The 15,874-nt window shown below is 69.4% G+C and carries 11 protein-coding genes and 1 tRNA gene; 6 read left to right on the top strand and 6 right to left on the bottom strand.

The genetic code is table 11. From position 1 onward, the window contains the following. The 5 genes from F8566_RS32225 (at nucleotide 1) to F8566_RS32205 (ending at nucleotide 4,942) form a co-directional block, all read left to right on the top strand. The gene (locus F8566_RS32225; RefSeq protein ID WP_151565637.1) at nucleotides 1-819 is read left to right on the top strand and encodes a uracil-DNA glycosylase; all 819 of its coding nucleotides are present in this window, start codon (nucleotides 1-3) and stop codon (nucleotides 817-819) included. Nucleotides 820-1,118: 299 nt separating this feature from the next. Further along, complete coding sequence (locus F8566_RS32220) at nucleotides 1,119-2,477, top strand: NAD(P)/FAD-dependent oxidoreductase (RefSeq protein WP_151565636.1); 1,359 nt, start codon at nucleotides 1,119-1,121, stop codon at nucleotides 2,475-2,477. 27 nt (nucleotides 2,478-2,504) lie between these two features. Continuing rightward, on the top strand, nucleotides 2,505-3,788 hold the full coding sequence (locus F8566_RS32215; RefSeq protein WP_151565635.1) for a class I SAM-dependent methyltransferase: 1,284 nt from the start codon (nucleotides 2,505-2,507) through the stop codon (nucleotides 3,786-3,788). 143 nt (nucleotides 3,789-3,931) lie between these two features. After that, nucleotides 3,932-4,008 (top strand) — tRNA-Leu (locus F8566_RS32210). A 148-nt stretch (nucleotides 4,009-4,156) separates the two neighbouring features. After that, entirely contained in the window at nucleotides 4,157-4,942 is a 786-nt protein-coding gene (locus tag F8566_RS32205) for a Bax inhibitor-1/YccA family protein (protein ID WP_151565634.1), read from the top strand. 184 nt (nucleotides 4,943-5,126) lie between these two features. Here F8566_RS32205 and F8566_RS32200 read toward each other — a convergent pair whose 3' ends face one another. The 4 genes from F8566_RS32200 to F8566_RS32185 all read right to left on the bottom strand — a co-directional run bounded on the left by F8566_RS32200 (nucleotide 5,127) and on the right by F8566_RS32185 (nucleotide 9,499). Beyond that, a complete protein-coding gene (locus F8566_RS32200) occupies nucleotides 5,127-5,354 on the bottom strand; it encodes a DUF4287 domain-containing protein (RefSeq protein WP_151565633.1) in 228 nt (75 codons plus the stop codon). Between the two features lie 182 nt (nucleotides 5,355-5,536). Next, nucleotides 5,537-6,757, bottom strand: coding sequence for an acetyl-CoA C-acetyltransferase (locus F8566_RS32195; RefSeq protein WP_151565632.1), 1,221 nt, complete (start codon nucleotides 6,755-6,757; stop codon nucleotides 5,537-5,539). A 166-nt stretch (nucleotides 6,758-6,923) separates the two neighbouring features. Further along, nucleotides 6,924-8,300: an outer membrane protein assembly factor BamB family protein gene (locus tag F8566_RS32190; protein ID WP_151565631.1), complete on the bottom strand. Its 1,377-nt coding sequence runs from the start codon at nucleotides 8,298-8,300 to the stop codon at nucleotides 6,924-6,926. Between the two features lie 164 nt (nucleotides 8,301-8,464). Then, nucleotides 8,465-9,499, bottom strand: a complete 1,035-nt coding sequence (locus F8566_RS32185; protein ID WP_151565630.1) for an SGNH/GDSL hydrolase family protein — start codon at nucleotides 9,497-9,499, stop codon at nucleotides 8,465-8,467. Between the two features lie 188 nt (nucleotides 9,500-9,687). Here F8566_RS32185 and F8566_RS32180 point away from each other — a divergent pair, with 188 nt between their 5' ends. After that, nucleotides 9,688-11,064 carry a cystathionine beta-synthase gene (locus F8566_RS32180; RefSeq protein ID WP_151565629.1) on the top strand — a complete coding sequence of 459 codons (1,377 nt, stop codon included), beginning with the start codon at nucleotides 9,688-9,690 and terminating at the stop codon, nucleotides 11,062-11,064. Between the two features lie 201 nt (nucleotides 11,065-11,265). Here F8566_RS32180 and F8566_RS32175 read toward each other — a convergent pair whose 3' ends face one another. Both F8566_RS32175 and F8566_RS32170 read right to left on the bottom strand, forming a co-directional pair. Continuing rightward, a complete protein-coding gene (locus F8566_RS32175) occupies nucleotides 11,266-13,434 on the bottom strand; it encodes an MMPL family transporter (RefSeq protein WP_151565628.1) in 2,169 nt (722 codons plus the stop codon). A 195-nt stretch (nucleotides 13,435-13,629) separates the two neighbouring features. Next, on the bottom strand, nucleotides 13,630-15,786 hold the full coding sequence (locus tag F8566_RS32170; protein ID WP_151565627.1) for an MMPL family transporter: 2,157 nt from the start codon (nucleotides 15,784-15,786) through the stop codon (nucleotides 13,630-13,632). Nucleotides 15,787-15,874 lie beyond the last annotated feature (88 nt).

The raw sequence follows: 15,874 nt of genomic DNA, 5'->3' as shown, positions 1-15,874 counted from the left end.
ATGACCAATGCGCCCTTCGTGCCGCCGGGAACCGGGTGGCCGGAAGACCCGGCCACCCCGGACACACCTGTGGCGCAGGACGCGCCGCAGGTGGTCGCGCTGGCGGAGAAGGCACCCGATCTGACCGGGCTCTGCGCGCGCCAGTCGGTGTGCCGGGCCTGCGACCGGCTGGTCGAGTGGCGGGAACGGGTGGCCGTCGAACGGCGCCGGGCGTTCGCCGACGAGGAGTACTGGGGCCGCCCGATCGCCGGCTGGGGCGAGGCCGAGCCGCGGATCCTGCTGATCGGGCTCGCCCCGGCGGCGCACGGCGGCAACCGGACGGGGCGGATCTTCACCGGAGACCGGTCGGGTGACTGGCTGTTCGCCTCGCTCTACCGGGTCGGCCTCGCCGCCAAGCCCACCAGCGTGCACGCGGGGGACGGCCAGCGGCTCATCGGCGCCCGGATGGTGGCGACCGTGCGCTGTGCGCCACCGGACAACAAGCCCACGCCCGCCGAACGCCTGACCTGCCAGCCCTGGCTGGCACGCGAGATCGAGATGGTCGCGCCGAGCGTGCGGGCCGTCGTGATGCTCGGCGGCTACGCCTGGCAGGGGGCATGGCCCGCGCTGAGGCAGGCCGGATATGTGCTGCCGAGGCCACGGCCGTCCTTCGGCCACGGGGTGGAGATCGAAATCACATCTCCGGCGGGCGGCCCGGTGGCGATGATCGGGACGTACCACCCGAGCCAGCAGAACACGTTCACCGGCCGGGTCACCGAGGCCATGCTCGACACCGTCTTCGCCCGGGCCCGTGAGCTTTCCGGACTAGGTGGCCGTTAGCGGCTGAAAGCGGCCTTCGGCGGCCGATCGCGGTCAGCGTGACCGCGAAGACCCCGCCTGAACAGGTCGAACGGCGGGGCAGGGCCGTGGCCAAGCGGATGGAGCGGGTATTCGCACCCCCGTGTCCGCTCCAGCCGCTTGGCGCCCCCGTCGGGCCCTGTCCCGCCGCCGTTCTTGCGATACATCCAGTGAGATGCCGGAGAGTGCGAAGATGTTCGCCCGATTTCCCAGAACCTGGTGATTCTTCGGCGGAGTGCTTCCCGGGTGACGTCCGGCCAGTTCCGGGTACCCCTCCGGATATGCCAGCTACCCGTACACCGGACCATGCCAAGAAGATCCTTATCGTCGGCGGTGGTTACGTCGGCATGTACACGGCGCTGCGCCTCCAGAAGAAGCTGCGCGGTGACCTGCGCCGCGGCGACGTCACGATCACGGTGGTGGACCCGCAGTCCTACATGACCTACCAGCCGTTCCTGCCGGAGGCCGCGGCCGGCAACATCGAGCCGCGGCACGTGGTGACGCCGCTGCGCAAGGTCCTCAAGCGCTGCACGATCGTGAACGGGCACGTCACCAGGATCGACCACGCCGAACACCGGGTGACCGTGCGGCCCGCCGGTGCCGACCTGGCGGGGGAGAAAGAACGGGAGTTCGCCTACGACCAGCTCGTCGTCGCCGCAGGCTCGATCTCACGTACGTTGCCGATCCCCGGCCTGGGCGAATGCGGCATCGGGTTCAAGACCGTCGAAGAGGCCATCTTCCTGCGCAACCATGTGCTGCAACAGCTGGACGTCGCATCCTCGATCGACGACGACAAGGCGCGCCGCAGGGCCCTGACCTTCGTCTTCGTCGGCGGCGGCTTCGCGGGCGTGGAGGCGCTGGCCGAGCTTGAGGACCTGTCCCGCGACGCCGTCAAGTGGTATCCGACCATCGACCAGAGCGAGCTGCGCTGGATCCTGGTCGAGGCCGCCGACAGGATCCTGCCGGAGGTCGGCCCCGAGATGGGGCGGTGGACGGTCGAGGCTCTGCGCCGCCGCGGCATCGAGGTACGGCTGGAGACGCTGCTCAAGTCCGCCGAGAACCGGCACATCGTGCTGAGCGACGGCGAGGAGTTCGAGGCCGGCACGCTGGTGTGGACCGCGGGGGTCAAGGCGAGCCCGGTCGTGCGCGACAGCGACCTGCCGATCGACGGCAAGGGGCGGGTCAAGGCGACCGCCGAGCTGACCGTGGAGGGCCTCGACGGGGTCTACACGGCGGGCGACAACGCGGCCGTGCCCGACCTCACAAAGCCCGGCGAGTTCTGCGCTCCGAACGCCCAGCACGCGGTGCGCCAGGCCAAGGTGCTCGCCGACAACATCGTGCGTGACCTGCGGGAAAAGCCCCGCAAACCGTACAAGCACGCCTATGTCGGGTCGGTTGCAGGGCTCGGCCTGCACAAAGGTGTGGCCAACGTTTACGGCATCAAGCTGAAGGGCGTGCTCGCCTGGTTCATGCACCGCACATACCATCTCTCTCGGGTGCCGACGGTCAACCGCAAGATGCGCGTCACCGCGGACTGGACCCTCGCGCTGTTCTTCCGGCGTGAGATCGTCTCGCTCGGCGCGCTGGAGCGGCCCCGGCGGGAGTTCGAGCTCGCGGCCGGACGGCGCCACGACGACTAGCCCGATGACCGGGAGGAGGCACGCTTCGTGCAGGACGGTGTCGCCTCCCGGCTCGCGCCGCTGCTCACCCGGATCATGCTCGGAGCCGAGGACGGCGACGGCCCGGCCGCCGCCGACCTGCCGATCCGGGTGCGCGCCTGGGACGGCAGCACGATCGGCCCCGCCGCCGCGCCCGCGTTCGTCATCCGGCATCGCCGCGCGCTGCGCCGGCTGCTGTGGAAGCCCGGCGAGATGGGACTCGCCCGCGCCTATGTCGCGGGCGAGCTGGACATCGAGGGTGACGTCTTCGCGGCGCTCGGCGCCGTGCAGCGCGTCATGCGCAGTGGCGACGAGCCGATCCGGCTCAGCAGCGACGACAAGCGCGAGATCGTCCGGATGGCGGTCACGCTCGGCGCGGTGGGGCCGGAGCCCAAGCCGCCGCCCGAGGAGTTCCGATCCGGCCGGCGGGGAGCCGACGAGGAGTCCGGGCCGCTCGGGGCCTCGGCGGCCTTCTTCAGCAGGCTGTTCGGTTCCGGGATGGCGCACGGCAGCGGGCTGTGGGACGGCGCGGTCGACCTCCAGGAGGCGCAGCAGGCCGCACTCGACTCGGTCGCCGAACGGCTCGGCCTGTTCCCCGGTGCCCGTGTCCTCGACCTCAACTGCGCCTGGGGAGCCCTCGCGTGCCATCTGGCCGGGCAACACCGCGTGCGCGTCGTCGGCCTCACCCGTTCACCGCTGCAGGCCGAGCACGTCCGCGAACGGGCGGCCGCCGCAGGGCTGGCTGACCGGGTCGAGCCGCGCGACCGCGATCTGGCCGCCGCGGGCGGCGGGCCGTACGACGCGATCGTCGGGCTGGCGGGCCTGGAGGCGCTGGGCCGGGACATGCCCCGGCTGTACGAGCTGCTCGCACCTGGCGGCCGGCTCCTGATCCAGGAGCCGGTGCGGCGGCCCGGCACGCACCAGATCCGGCGGACGTTCACGACCAGCTACATGTTCCCCGACGACGGCGAGCTGCGCCCGCTCGGCGAGATCGTCGCCGAGGTGGAGGACGCCGGTCTGGAGGTGCGCGGCGTCACCGCGCTGCGCGAGCACCACGCCCGCACGCTCCGTGCGTGGGCGGCCAACCTCCAGCGGCACTGGGCCGAGTGTGCCGACCTCGCGGGAGCGGGCCGCGCCAGGGTGTGGCTGCTCTATCTCGCCGCCTCCGCGCTGGCATGCGAGAGCGGGCGGATCGGCGTCCACGAAATCTGTGCAATTCGGCGTGATCGCGATGGGCGCGCGGGCGCCACTATGGTCGAGGCCTTCGCGGTCCATGCCGATGGCGCGCCGTAATGCGCGCCTGAGCCGTTCCCATTCCGGCGTTCCGTCCCGTGTTGGGGGGTCTGACCTGCGAAGAGGAGGGATTCGGGAGAAATGTGATCCCGGTCGAATAGCGGGCAGGTGGGATGAGGAAAGAGGCTGGGTATGATTGCGCCGCCCCTGTAGCCCAACGGCAGAGGCGGGCTCCCTAAAAGAGCCTCAGGTGTCGGTTCAAATCCGACCGGGGGCACCATCGCGGCCGGCGCCCAAGGAAGAACGCGTGCAGTGGGCACCGGCCTGCGGGCCGCGTTCCGATACCGAGCCGTCACGCTCCGGGAGCACCGGAACACGCCCGCACGTTCTAGAATGATCTGACGAGGTACGCCTGAGTGGAGGCAGCAATGGAGAGCAGGAACCCGGCGTTCCGGGGCAATGCCTTCGGTGGGCAGGGGGGCGGCTACGGCGCGCCGCCTCCGCAGCAGCTCCAGGACATGTACGACGCGCCGTCCTACACGCCCCCGGCCCAGCGGACGATGACGTACGACGACGTCGTCATCCGGGGTTTCATGAGCCTCGGCGCCCTGGTGGTCGCCGGCGCGCTCACCTGGGCGTTCGTGCCGGTCCAGACGGGATTGGCGATCGCGGTGGTCGCCTTCCTGCTGCAACTGGGCATCGGCCTGTTCATCAGCTTCTCGGGCAAGGCCAACGCGCCGCTCGTCATGACGTTCTCGGCGGTCTACGGCGTCGGCGTCGGCGCGATCAGCCACTACTACGAGACGCTCTACAACGGGATCGTCTTCCAGGCGGTCATCGGCACCGCGCTCGCGTTCGCCGCCGTGCTCGCGGTGCACTCCCTGAAGATCATCCGGGTGACGCCCAAGCTCGCCAGGTTCGTGGTCGCGGCCGGGCTCGCCATGGTCGCCCTCATGCTGGTCAACCTGGTCGTGGGGATGTTCAACGACACCGGCATCGGCATCCGGGAGAACGGCCCGCTCGGCATCGCGTTCAGCGTGATCGCCATCCTGGTCGGCTGCTTCTTCCTGCTGCTGGACTTCGACTCCATCGAGCAGGGTGTGCGCGCCGGCGCGCCGGAGAAGTTCGCCTGGTACTGCGCGTTCGGGCTCACGCTGAGCCTCGTGTGGATCTACCTGGAGATCCTGCGGCTGCTCTCGTACTTCCGCGAGTAGCGAGTGCGCCCGTGAGATGGCGCGACCGATGATGCGACGCGGACGCTGACCGCGGACATGACTCGCCCCCCACCGGACTTGGCTCCGGCGGGGGGCGAATCAGTTGCGGGATCTCTGCACCAGAGTCGTACTGCGTAGCGGTACGACGGCGGGGGGCGTCCCGTGGTGGGATCCCGCGAAGTCCTCAGTAGTGGCGCGCCCGGCGGGTGCGCTCGTGCTCGCGGACCAGTGCGGCCGCGTAGCCGTGCGAGAGCCCGTGTTCGTCGGCGAGCCAGTTGCAGCGTTCCTCACATCGGAGGAAGGCCGGTCCGTTTTCGATGGCGGTGAACCACTCGGGGATGTCACGTCCTGTGACTTGCGGGATGCGGGCGATCAGCTTGCTGTGCGTCTCCGGCGAGTGGTTCAAAGACAATTGGCACCTCCAGGAAGCGGGGCTCTTCCTGCCGACTCTGCAACAGCAGCCTGGATGTGACAACCCCCTAACGCGGACCTATCCATTACGTAACGTAGATCATTCATAACGTAACGATCATTCATATAAAAAAGTTACGGCCCGCGCGTTGTCGCGCGGGCCGTGAAGAGGGGGCGAAGGCCTCAGCTGAGGCGCTCCAGCACCATCGCCATGCCCTGGCCACCGCCCACGCACATGGTCTCCAGGCCGAACTGCTTGTCGTGGAACTGCAGCGAGTTGACCAGGGTGGAGGTGATCCGGGCACCGGTCATGCCGAACGGGTGGCCGACCGCGATGGCGCCGCCGTTGACGTTCAGCTTGTCCATGTCGACGCCCAGGTCCTGCGCGGACGGCAGCACCTGCGCGGCGAACGCCTCGTTGATCTCGACCAGGTCGATGTCGTCGATGGTCAGCCCCGCCAGGGCCAGCGCGCGCTGGGAGGCGCCCACCGGGCCGAGGCCCATGATCTCGGGGGACAGGCCGGTGACGCCGGTCGAGACGATGCGGGCGAGCGGGGTGATGCCCAGCTCGGCGGCCTTGGTGTCGCTCATGATGATGACCGCGGCGGCGCCGTCGTTCAGCGGGCAGCAGTTGCCCGCGGTGACGGTGCCGTCGGGGCGGAACACCGGCTGCAGCTGCGACACCTTGTCGTAGGTGGTGCCGGGCCGCGGGCCGTCGTCCTTGGAGACGACCGTGCCGTCGGGCAGGGTGGCGGGGGTGATGTCCTTCTCCCAGAACCCGTTGGCGAGGGCCTTCTCGGCGAGGTTCTGCGAGCGGACGCCGAACTCGTCCTGGGCCTGGCGGCTCACGCTGCGGATGCCCGCCACGTTCTCGGCGGTCTGGCCCATCGCGATGTAGATGTCGGGCATCGCCCCGTCCTCGCGCGGGTCGTGCCAGAGACCGGCGCCGCCCTCGGCGGCCTTGGCGGTGCGGGCCGCGGCCTCGCCGAACAGCGGGTTCTGGGTGTCGGGCAGGCCGTCGCTGCTGCCCTTGGCGAAGCGGCTGACCATCTCCACGCCCGCCGAGATGATGACGTCGGCCTCGCCCGCCTTGATCGCGTGGAGCGCCATCCGGGAGGTCTGCAGCGAGGAGGAGCAGTAACGGGTGATCGTCGCGCCGGGCACGCTGTCCCAGCCGAGCAGCGTGGCGACCACCTTGGCCTGGTTGTAGCCCTGCTCGCCGCCGGGCAGCCCACAGCCGAGCAGCAGGTCGTCGATCTGGCTCGGGTCGAGCTGCGGCACCTTGGCCATGGCCGCGGTGATCATCTGGGCGGTGAGGTCGTCCGGGCGCAGGTCCTTGAGCGAACCCTTGAAGGCGCGGCCGATCGGCGAACGCGCGGTGGCGACGATGACTGCCTCGGGCATGTCGGATCTCCCTGTCTGAGCGGCCGGTGGCTGACCCGGCGACGGTGTTACTCACCGGTCACAAGCAAATCTAGCTGCTGCCCGCGCAGCCGTACACGCCGGGGCCGCGACCTTATGGACATTGAGTCCAATAAGTGCCCGCTTGCTCACCCGGGAGCGAACGCGGTCAGAGGCCGTACATGCCGGGGGTCGTTCCCTTGGCGTCCTTGACGGCGTGCAGGACGCCGGCCTCGTCTCGCCAGACGCGCCACCCGTCCACGGCGCCGGTGTACCAGCCGGGAGGCGGGCCGGGCTCGCTGATCTTCTTGCCGGCGGCCAGGTCGTAGGCGCAGAGCGGGGCGACCGGGAAGAAGCCGCGCTGGCCACTGATCTTCAGCTCGGCGGGGTCGACCGTGCAGAACGACCAGGCGCGCATGCCCTTGGGCTTGGTCTGGGCTGCGTTGCGCAGGTCGTACGCGGCGCCGGCGCGGCCCTGTGAAAGGAAGCCGAGCTTGGTCAGATCCGCGGGGAACGCCAGCCACCAGGCGGATTTGGGCGCCTTGTCCGCGCTGATCGTGCCGGTCGTCCGGCCCGTCCTGGGGTCGAGTTGCTCGAAGCCGCCGTAGCCGCCCGCCTGGGTGACCTGACGGGTGATCAAAGCGACCGCCGGATTGGCACTGGGGTAGACGCGCAGCAGCCGCTTGCGCGCCCAGATCGGCTTGCCGGTCGCCATGTCCAGTCCGAAGAAGCCGAACGCGGACAGCGGTTGGCCCTTGCGTGCCTGGTACGGGGCCATGTAGCCGACGAGCACGTCGCCGAGCGAACCGAACGCCCAGCCGCCGGAGAGATTGACGCCAGCGCCGACCGCGCGTTCCACCGGGAAGCTCCACAGCGGCTTGCCCGTCTTGAGATCGTGGGCCTCCAGCGTCGGATGCTTGGCCATCCGGAACGCCACGAGCTTGCCGGCATCGGCCCACTCGACCTCGGCGATGCCTGGCATCTTCCACAACTGCCTGCCGCCGGCCTCAGGATCGAGCACGACGAACCGGGCGTTCCTGCGGGCGGTGAACTCGGACATGCAGATGTACGGGCCGCAGCGCACCGGGCCGAACGTCGAGTCGACCGGGCGGACCCACTTCTGCGCGCCGGAACGGGCGTCACGGGCGACCAGTGTCGCCTTCCACTTGCCGGTCTTCTGCGGTTCGAGCGAGACCACCACGCCCTTGCCCTGCGGGCCCACCACCGCGGGCGGCTGGACGCCCATTCCGGACAGCCGGCCGACCATCGTGGCGGGACGCGACCACAAGCTCCGGCCCTTGGGCAGGTCGAACACCGACGTCTCCAGCGTGCCGTCGGGCCGCAATCCCGTGACGGCCGTGACGCCCGCGCCCGCGACAGGCCGGCTGACCGCGTTCACGCCCTTGCCGGACCAGCCCTGCGCGGCTGCGGCGCCGCTCGTCCCGGGGCCGCTGGAGCAGCCCGCCGCCCCCAGAAGGAGCATGGCCGTGGCGATGCGTGCCGGAACGATTGCGGAAAGTGGTCGTTGTCGGGTGTGCGAGGCCATGGTTCAGCTCCTCAGCGAGCGCTATGGGATTTCAAGGGAAGGCCGACTGAGAAGCGTCGGCCCGCCTGCCACTCGGGCCCTGAGGCGCGTTTGCGGCGCCCCGTCCGCAAAAACAGAACGTAACAGAGGGACTACAGATCCGGAGCCGTTTCCGTCACGCCGGGTCAGGCGGCACCCGCGGCACCTGGGACGGCTCCTGCGGACGGCGGTTCCTCCACGCCCTCGTCGGCGGCCGGGCGACGGCGGCGCAGCAGCGTGGCCCAGGCGCCCCGCGGGCCGCGTTCGCGACCGGCGACGCTGGTGCCCGCGACCTCGGTGCCGGGCTCCTCGGCGGCCTCGGCGGCCGCCAGGTAGACCGGCAGCACGCCTTCGCCCCGGCGGGGGTCGGGCAGCGCCTCGGGGTCGGGCTCCAGACCGAGCGCGGCGGCCATCGAGGGCAGCATCGCCATGGCCGCCGCGGCGTAGCCATGTGCGGAAGGGTGATAGCGGTCGTCGCTGAACATCGCGAGCGGGTCGGCGGCGAACTCGCGGCCGAGGAGGTCGCCGAGCGAGACCGACCGGGCGCCGTGTTCGACCACGGCGATCGTCTGGGCGGCGGCGAGCTGGCGGCTGGTGCGGCGCGCGATCCACCGCAGCGGCTGCATGAGGGGCTTGACCGAGCCCAGATCGGGGCAGGTGCCCACGACGACCTCGCAGCCGGCGGCGCGAAGGCGCTGGACCGCGGACGCCAGATGGCGCACGGACTCGGCGGCGGGCACGCGGCCGGTGACGTCGTTGGCGCCGATCATGATGACGGCGATCTCGGGCTCCGCCTCCAGCGCCCGGGTGACCTGCCCGTCCAGCGCCTCCGAGCGGGATCCCGACTTGGCCACGTTCGTCAGCCACACCGGGCGGGCCGCGATCGCCGACAATCCGGCGGCGAGCAGGGCGGCGGGCGTCTCATCGGGCGCCGCCACGCCGAGACCGGCCGCGGTGGAGTCGCCGAGGACGACGAAGGAGATGGGCTCGCCGGGCAGCCGCCCGCCGTATAGATCGTCGGCCACGGGCGGCTCGCCGTAGGGCGTGGCCTGGATGATCCGCCGGGCCATCTTGGCCTCCACGATGATCAGCCCGAACGTCAGCCCGCCCAGCGCCGTGATCCCGCCGCCCCCGTAGGCGGCCGCGGTCGCGATGCGCCGCGCGGTCAACGCTCTCAGCATCGTCGCTTACCCTCCGTCATTATCAAAGGGTGTACCCCGTCCCACCACGGATGCCTCCGACGGCAGATGTGGGCTACCGTCGGAAACAGGAATCTATCCGAATCCGCATCCTGCCCAGCCGCAGTACACACCGAGTACTCGCGGTTCGATTCCGGATGCACCATCTTGAAACCCGACAAGGACGTCGCGTGCACGTACACGATTCGCTCGTCGAGCTGATGGGCAACACCCCGCTCGTGCGATTGCGCAAGGTGACCGGAGGCTCCGCGCCGCAGGTGCTGGCCAAGGTCGAGTACTTCAATCCCGGCGGCTCGGTCAAGGACCGCATCGCCGTCCGGATGATCGATGCCGCCGAGGCATCGGGAGAGCTCAAGCCGGGAGGCACGATCGTCGAGCCGACCTCGGGCAACACCGGGGTGGGGCTGGCCATCGTGGCGCAGGAGCGCGGCTACCGCTGCGTCTTCGTCTGCCCCGACAAGGTCGCCAAGGACAAGATCGACGTGCTCCGCGCGTACGGGGCCGAGGTGGTCATCTGCCCGACCGCGGTCTCGCCGGAGCACCCGGACTCCTACTACTCGGTCTCGGACCGGCTCGCCGCCGAGATCCCGGGGGCGTGGAAGCCCAACCAGTACACCAACCCCAACAACCCGCGCTCGCACTACGAGACGACGGGACCGGAGCTCTGGGAGCAGACCGAAGGGCGGATCACGCACTTCGTCGCCGGCATCGGCACCGGCGGCACCATCAGCGGCACCGGCCGGTACCTCAAGGAGGTCTCCGGCGGCGCGGTGAAGATCATTGGCGCCGACCCGGAGGGTTCGGTCTACTCCGGCGGCAGCGGCCGCCCGTACCTGACCGAGGGCGTCGGCGAGGACATCTGGCCCGAGACCTACGACCGCGAGATCTGCGACGAGGTCATCGCCGTCTCCGACCGCGACTCGTTCGTCATGACCCGGCGGCTGGCTCGCGAGGAGGGCCTGCTCGTGGGCGGCTCCTGCGGGATGGCGGTCGTCGCCGCGCTGCGGGTCGCCGCCGCGGCGGAGCCGGACGCGGTGATCGTGGTCCTGCTGCCGGACGGCGGCCGCGGCTACCTCTCGAAGATCTTCAACGACGAGTGGATGGCCGACTACGGCTTCCTCGCCCCGACCACCGAGGAGACCCCGGTGGGCGAGGTGCTGACCCGCAAGGGCGGCACGCTGCCGGAGTTCGTGCACGTCCACCCGCACGAGAGCGTACAGACCGCGATCTCGATCATGCGCGAGTACGGGGTGTCGCAGCTCCCGGTGATGAAGGAGGAGCCGCCGGTCATGGCGGCCGAGGTGGTCGGCTCCATCGTCGAGAGCGACCTGCTCGACGTGCTGGTCAAGGACCGGGCGAAGCTGTCGGACCCGCTGGAGGCGCACATGTCCGCGCCGCTGCCCACGATCGGCTCCGGCGAGCCGGTGAGCAAGGCCGTCGAGGTTCTGGAGAAGGCCGGCGGCGCCGTCGTCCTCGTGGACGGCAAGCCCAAGGGCCTCATCACCCGCCAGGACGTCCTCGCCTTCCTGGCCGGCAACTCTGTCTGACGGCAACTCTGTCTGAGGCGACTCTGTCTGACGGCGATTCTGCCTGACCGGCGACTCTGCCTGACCGGCCGCTCGCGGGCCTGAACGCGGCGAAGCGCCGGAGATCGGCTCGATCTCCGGCGCTTCGCCTTCTCACGAAGTTGAATTGCGGCGTGTGGTCGTGGGCGGCTATTTCAGACCTCCACGCCGCAATCCAACGTCTTAGGAGCGGTAACCCGACGGGACGAAGTCCTCGCGGGTCTCGCCCGGGCCCTGGGCGCCCGGCGGCACCGCCTTGGGCCGGTCGCCGTGTCCCGGCCACCAGGCCTTGTGGCCCAGCATCGCGGTCACGGCGGGCACCAGGAAGATGGCCATCACGAAGGCCGACAGTGTGATGCCCATCGCGATGGAGCCACCCATCTGCTGGAGCATCGTGACCTTCGCCACCAGCATCACCGAGAAGGTGGCCGCCAGGACCAGACCGGCCGCGGCGACGGTCGGGCCGCCGTGCTGGACCGCCAGGGCGGCGGCCTTGCGCGGCTCGTGGCCCTCCTTGGCCTCCTCGCGCAGTCGCGCGGTCATCAGGATGTTGTAGTCGGTCCCGATGGCCAGCACGAACAGGTACAGCATGATCGGCAGGTGGAAGATCTCACCCGGCTGCCCCATCGCGCCCTGGAAGACGAACACCGCGGAGCCCATCGTCGCGGCGAAGCCGAGCAGCACGATCGGCACCAGGTAGAGCGGTGCGACCACCGACCGCAGCAGGATCAGCAGGATGAGCGCGATCAGCACACCGGCGATCGGCAGGATCACCGAGAGGTCGCGGTTGACGACCTTGTTGATGTCCCCGTAGACCGCGGTGGCGCCGCCCACCAGCATCTTGGTCCCGTCCGGCTTGATCTTGTGCGCGGCCGGTCGCAGCTCGTCCTTGACCAGCGCGATGGACGCGTTGCTGTTCGGGTTGCTCTTGAGCAGCAGGTCGATCTGGACCACGTTGCCGCCCGTGCCCGGCTGGGCCGGCTGGACGCCGCCCACGCCCGGCAGGGACTTGGCCTGCGCGCTGAAGGCATCGATCTTGGCCTTGGCGATCGGCTGCCCGTCGGTGGACTCCAGGTAGACCTGGACCGGCGTGGTCAGGCCGGGCGGGAAGCCCTTCTGCATCTCCTTCATGGCCTGCGCGGACTCGGTGTCCTGCGGGAAGCTCGCCTGGAAGTCGTAGTCGGCCTTGAACCCGAAGGCGCCGGCGGCCAAGGCGACCAGCAGGGCGCCGGAGCCGAGGGCGACCAGCGCCGGGCGCTTGCCGACCATCCGGCCCATCCCGGCCGAGACCTTGTCCTTGGGCTGCTTCTTCCAGGACTTGGACGGCCAGAAGATCGCCGTGCCGAGCAGGGAGATGAGCGCGGGGAACAGCGTCAGCGAGGTGATGCCCATGACGATGACGGCGATCGCCAGCGACGGGCCCCAGGCGGAGAAGATGCCGAACGCGGCGAACATCAGTACCAGGAACGTCACGGCGATGGCGGCCGCGGCGGAGGTGATGACCTCGCCGACCCGCTCCACTGTGACGATCATGGCGGTCTTCTTGTCGTCGCCCGCCCGCAGCCGTTCGCGGAAGCGGAAGAGCAGGAACAGGTAGTAGTCCGCGCCGATGCCGAACAACACGATCGTCAGGATGATCGAGAGGCTGTCGTCACCGGAGAAGTCCAGCAGCTTGGACGCCGCACCGATCACCTTCATCGACACGACCTCGGTCGCGAAGATGACGATGATCGGCAGGACGGCGGCGATCGGCGCCCGGAAGATCAGCAGAATCAGGCCGATGATCAGGATGAACGTGCCGCCGGTGACGAGCGCCAAGGACTGAGTGAAGGAGTCCTCGTTGTCGACGAACGCCGCCGTGTCACCGCCGACCTTGGCGTTCAGGCCGCTGCCCAGCACCCCGGGCAGGTCCTTGCGCATGTTCTTGATCGCCTCGCCCTGGTCCTTCTGGGCGGTCTGATCCGTGCCCTTGAGCGACACGTTGATCAGTTGGAAATCCTGGTTGGGAGCCACTGACTGCTGGCCGGTCTGCAGGTTCACCACGGTCTTGTACTTCTTGGCCGTCAAAGCCTGCGTGGCTTGCGTGATCTTGGTGCTGTCGGCCGGTGTGATCTTCCCGCCGTCGGCCCGCTGGACCACGACGAACGCGGTGGCGTCCGCGGCCTGCGGGAACGACTTCTCGGCCAGCTTCGCTGCCTGGATGGACTCGTACTTGGAGGGCAGGAAGTCGGCCTGGTCGGACTTGGTCTCGATACTGGGCGCGAGCCCGACGATGGCGACGGCGGCGGCGACCCACGCCAGAATCGTCCACCACGGGTGTCTCACGACGAACCGCGCAAGCCGTGCGAACATTCAAATTCCTTCAATGTGTGATTTGTTCTGCGATACCGGTCAACCGTATGGAACGTTCTGTCGTTTGTGGTCAGCCTGAGCGCCGAACTCTCACCTGTACTTCCGGGGGAGGATCTCCTCCTCCAGGAGGGTGGACCTAGGTCCACCCCCCAGGTGCGAGATCTCTCTGACCAGGCATGACGCTCTTACGGGGCCCTAGCGGGCGTGTCGCCCCGAGCGGGCGAACTGCTCCTCCAGCGGGTCCGGGCCCTTGCGCACCGGCGGCTCGTCGCCGTGGCCGGGCCACCACGCCTTGTGTCCGAGCAGCGCGGTGACGGCGGGCACGAGGAAGATCGAGACCACGAACGCCGACAACACGATCCCGATCGCCACCGCGAAGCCGATCTGCTGGAGCATCGAGACCTTCGCCAGCATCATCACCGAGAAGGTGCCGGCCAGGATGAGCCCGGCGGCGGCGACGGTCGGGCCGCCGTGCTCGACGGCCAGGGCGGCGGCCCGGCGCGGGTCGTTGCCCTCCTTGGCCTCCTCTCGCAACCGTGCGGTCAGCAGGATGTTGTAGTCGGTCCCGATCGCCAGCACGAACAGGTAGAGGATCGTCGGCAACTGGAACGTGAGGCCGGGTTCGCCCAGCGCGCCCTGGAACGTGTAGACCGCCGCGCCGAGCGTGGCCGCGAAGCCGAGGAGCACCACCGCGACCAGGTAGATCGGCGCCACCAGGCTGCGCAGCAGCAGGGCCAGGATGAGGGCGATGAGGACCGCCGCCACCGGCAGGATGACCGACAGATCGCGGTTCATGACGTTGTTGATGTCGGCGAACGTGGAGGTCTCCCCGCCGACGTAGGCCCAGGTACCGGGCGGCGCGGCCTTGTGCACCGCGTCGCGCAGATCGCCGCGGACAAGTTCGATCGACTCCGCCGAGAGCGGGTTCTGCTTCAGCAGCAGATCGACGCGGGCGACGGAACGGTCGGCCTTGCTCGGCTCCGGCTGCTGGACGCGTCCCACACCGGGCACACCCTTGGCCTTCTCACTGAAGGCGGCGAGCTGTCCCTGCTCAAGGGCCTGGCCGTCCGCACGCTTGACGTACACCGAGACGGGTGTCGTCAGCCCCGGCGGGAATCCCTTCTGCATGTCCTTGTTGGCCTGCGCCGACTCAGTGTCCTGCGGGAAACCGGCGAAGAAGTCGTTGTTGCTCTTGAAGGAGAACGTGCCGACCGCGAGGCCGACCAGCAGGGCGCCGGACACGAGGGCGACCACCGCGGGACGCCGTCCGACCAGCCGGCCGAGCGCAGCGGCCTGCGAGCCCTTGGGACGCTTGCGCCAGGCCTTGGACGGCCAGAAGACAGCGGTGCCGAGCAGCGAGACGATCGCCGGGACCAGGGTGAGCGCGGTGACGGCCATGACGGTGACGGCGATCGCCAGCGCCGGGCCCATCGGCCCGAAGCCGCCGAACGCGGCCAGCAACATCACCAGGAAGGCGACGGCGACGGCACCCGCCGCGGAGAAGATGACCTCGCCGACGCGCTCCATCGAGATGATCATCGCGGTCTTCTTGTCGTCCCCGGCGCGCAGCCGTTCGCGGTAGCGGAACAGCAGGAACAGGATGTAGTCGGTGCCGATCCCGAACAGCACGATCAGCATGATGATGCCGAGGTCCTCGCCGACCTCCCAGTTGAAGGCGTTCGCCGCGAACGCGATCAGCCCGTTCACGACCTGCATCGTCGCTGTGATCACCAGCAGCGGCAGCAGGGCCGCGAGCGGCGCCCGGAAGATCAGCAGGATCAGGCCGATGATCAGGACGAAGGTCGCGATCCCCACGATCTCGAACGACTGGTCAAAGGACTTCTGGTTGTCGACCCACGAGGCGACGTTTCCGCCGATCTTGGCGTCGAGACCGCTGCCCGACAACTGGGCGGGCAGCTGCTCGCGGGTCTTTTTGACCGCCTCGCTCATCTTGTCGTCGTCGTCGCCGATCATCGGCATGCCGATGATCTGGACAGCCTTGTTCGGCGCGACCGTGTCCGGCCCGGTGGTGAAGGCGCGGACCACCGGGGGCTTACGGCTCTCCAGCGCCCTGGCGACCTGGGTGATCTTGGCGCCGTCGGCGGCCGTGAGGGGTGCCCCGTCGGAACGTTTGACGACGATCAGCGCGGATTCCTCGTCCCGCTGCGGGAACGCCTTTTCGGCGATTTTCGCGGCCTGAATCGACTCGTACTTGCTCGGGAGGAAGTCGGCCGTGTCCTCCTGTGTGGAGATCGCCGGAGCCGTCATGATAATGGCCGCGGCGGCGACGAGCCAGGCCAGGATCGTCCACCACGGATGTCTGACGACGACGCGCGCGAGCCATGCGAACATGCGTCTTTTCCTTCAGCTGAGATGAAATGGGGGGAATGACAAAGACGCTAAAGATGGGATTTCTCGTTGTGGTCCCGCTGCGAAGCCA

The organism is Actinomadura rudentiformis, from assembly GCF_008923185.1.
GTDB lineage: Bacteria > Actinomycetota > Actinomycetes > Streptosporangiales > Streptosporangiaceae > Spirillospora > Spirillospora rudentiformis.
The sequence above is the reverse complement of the archived record's forward strand: the minus strand, read 5'-3'. Positions and strand labels throughout refer to the sequence as shown.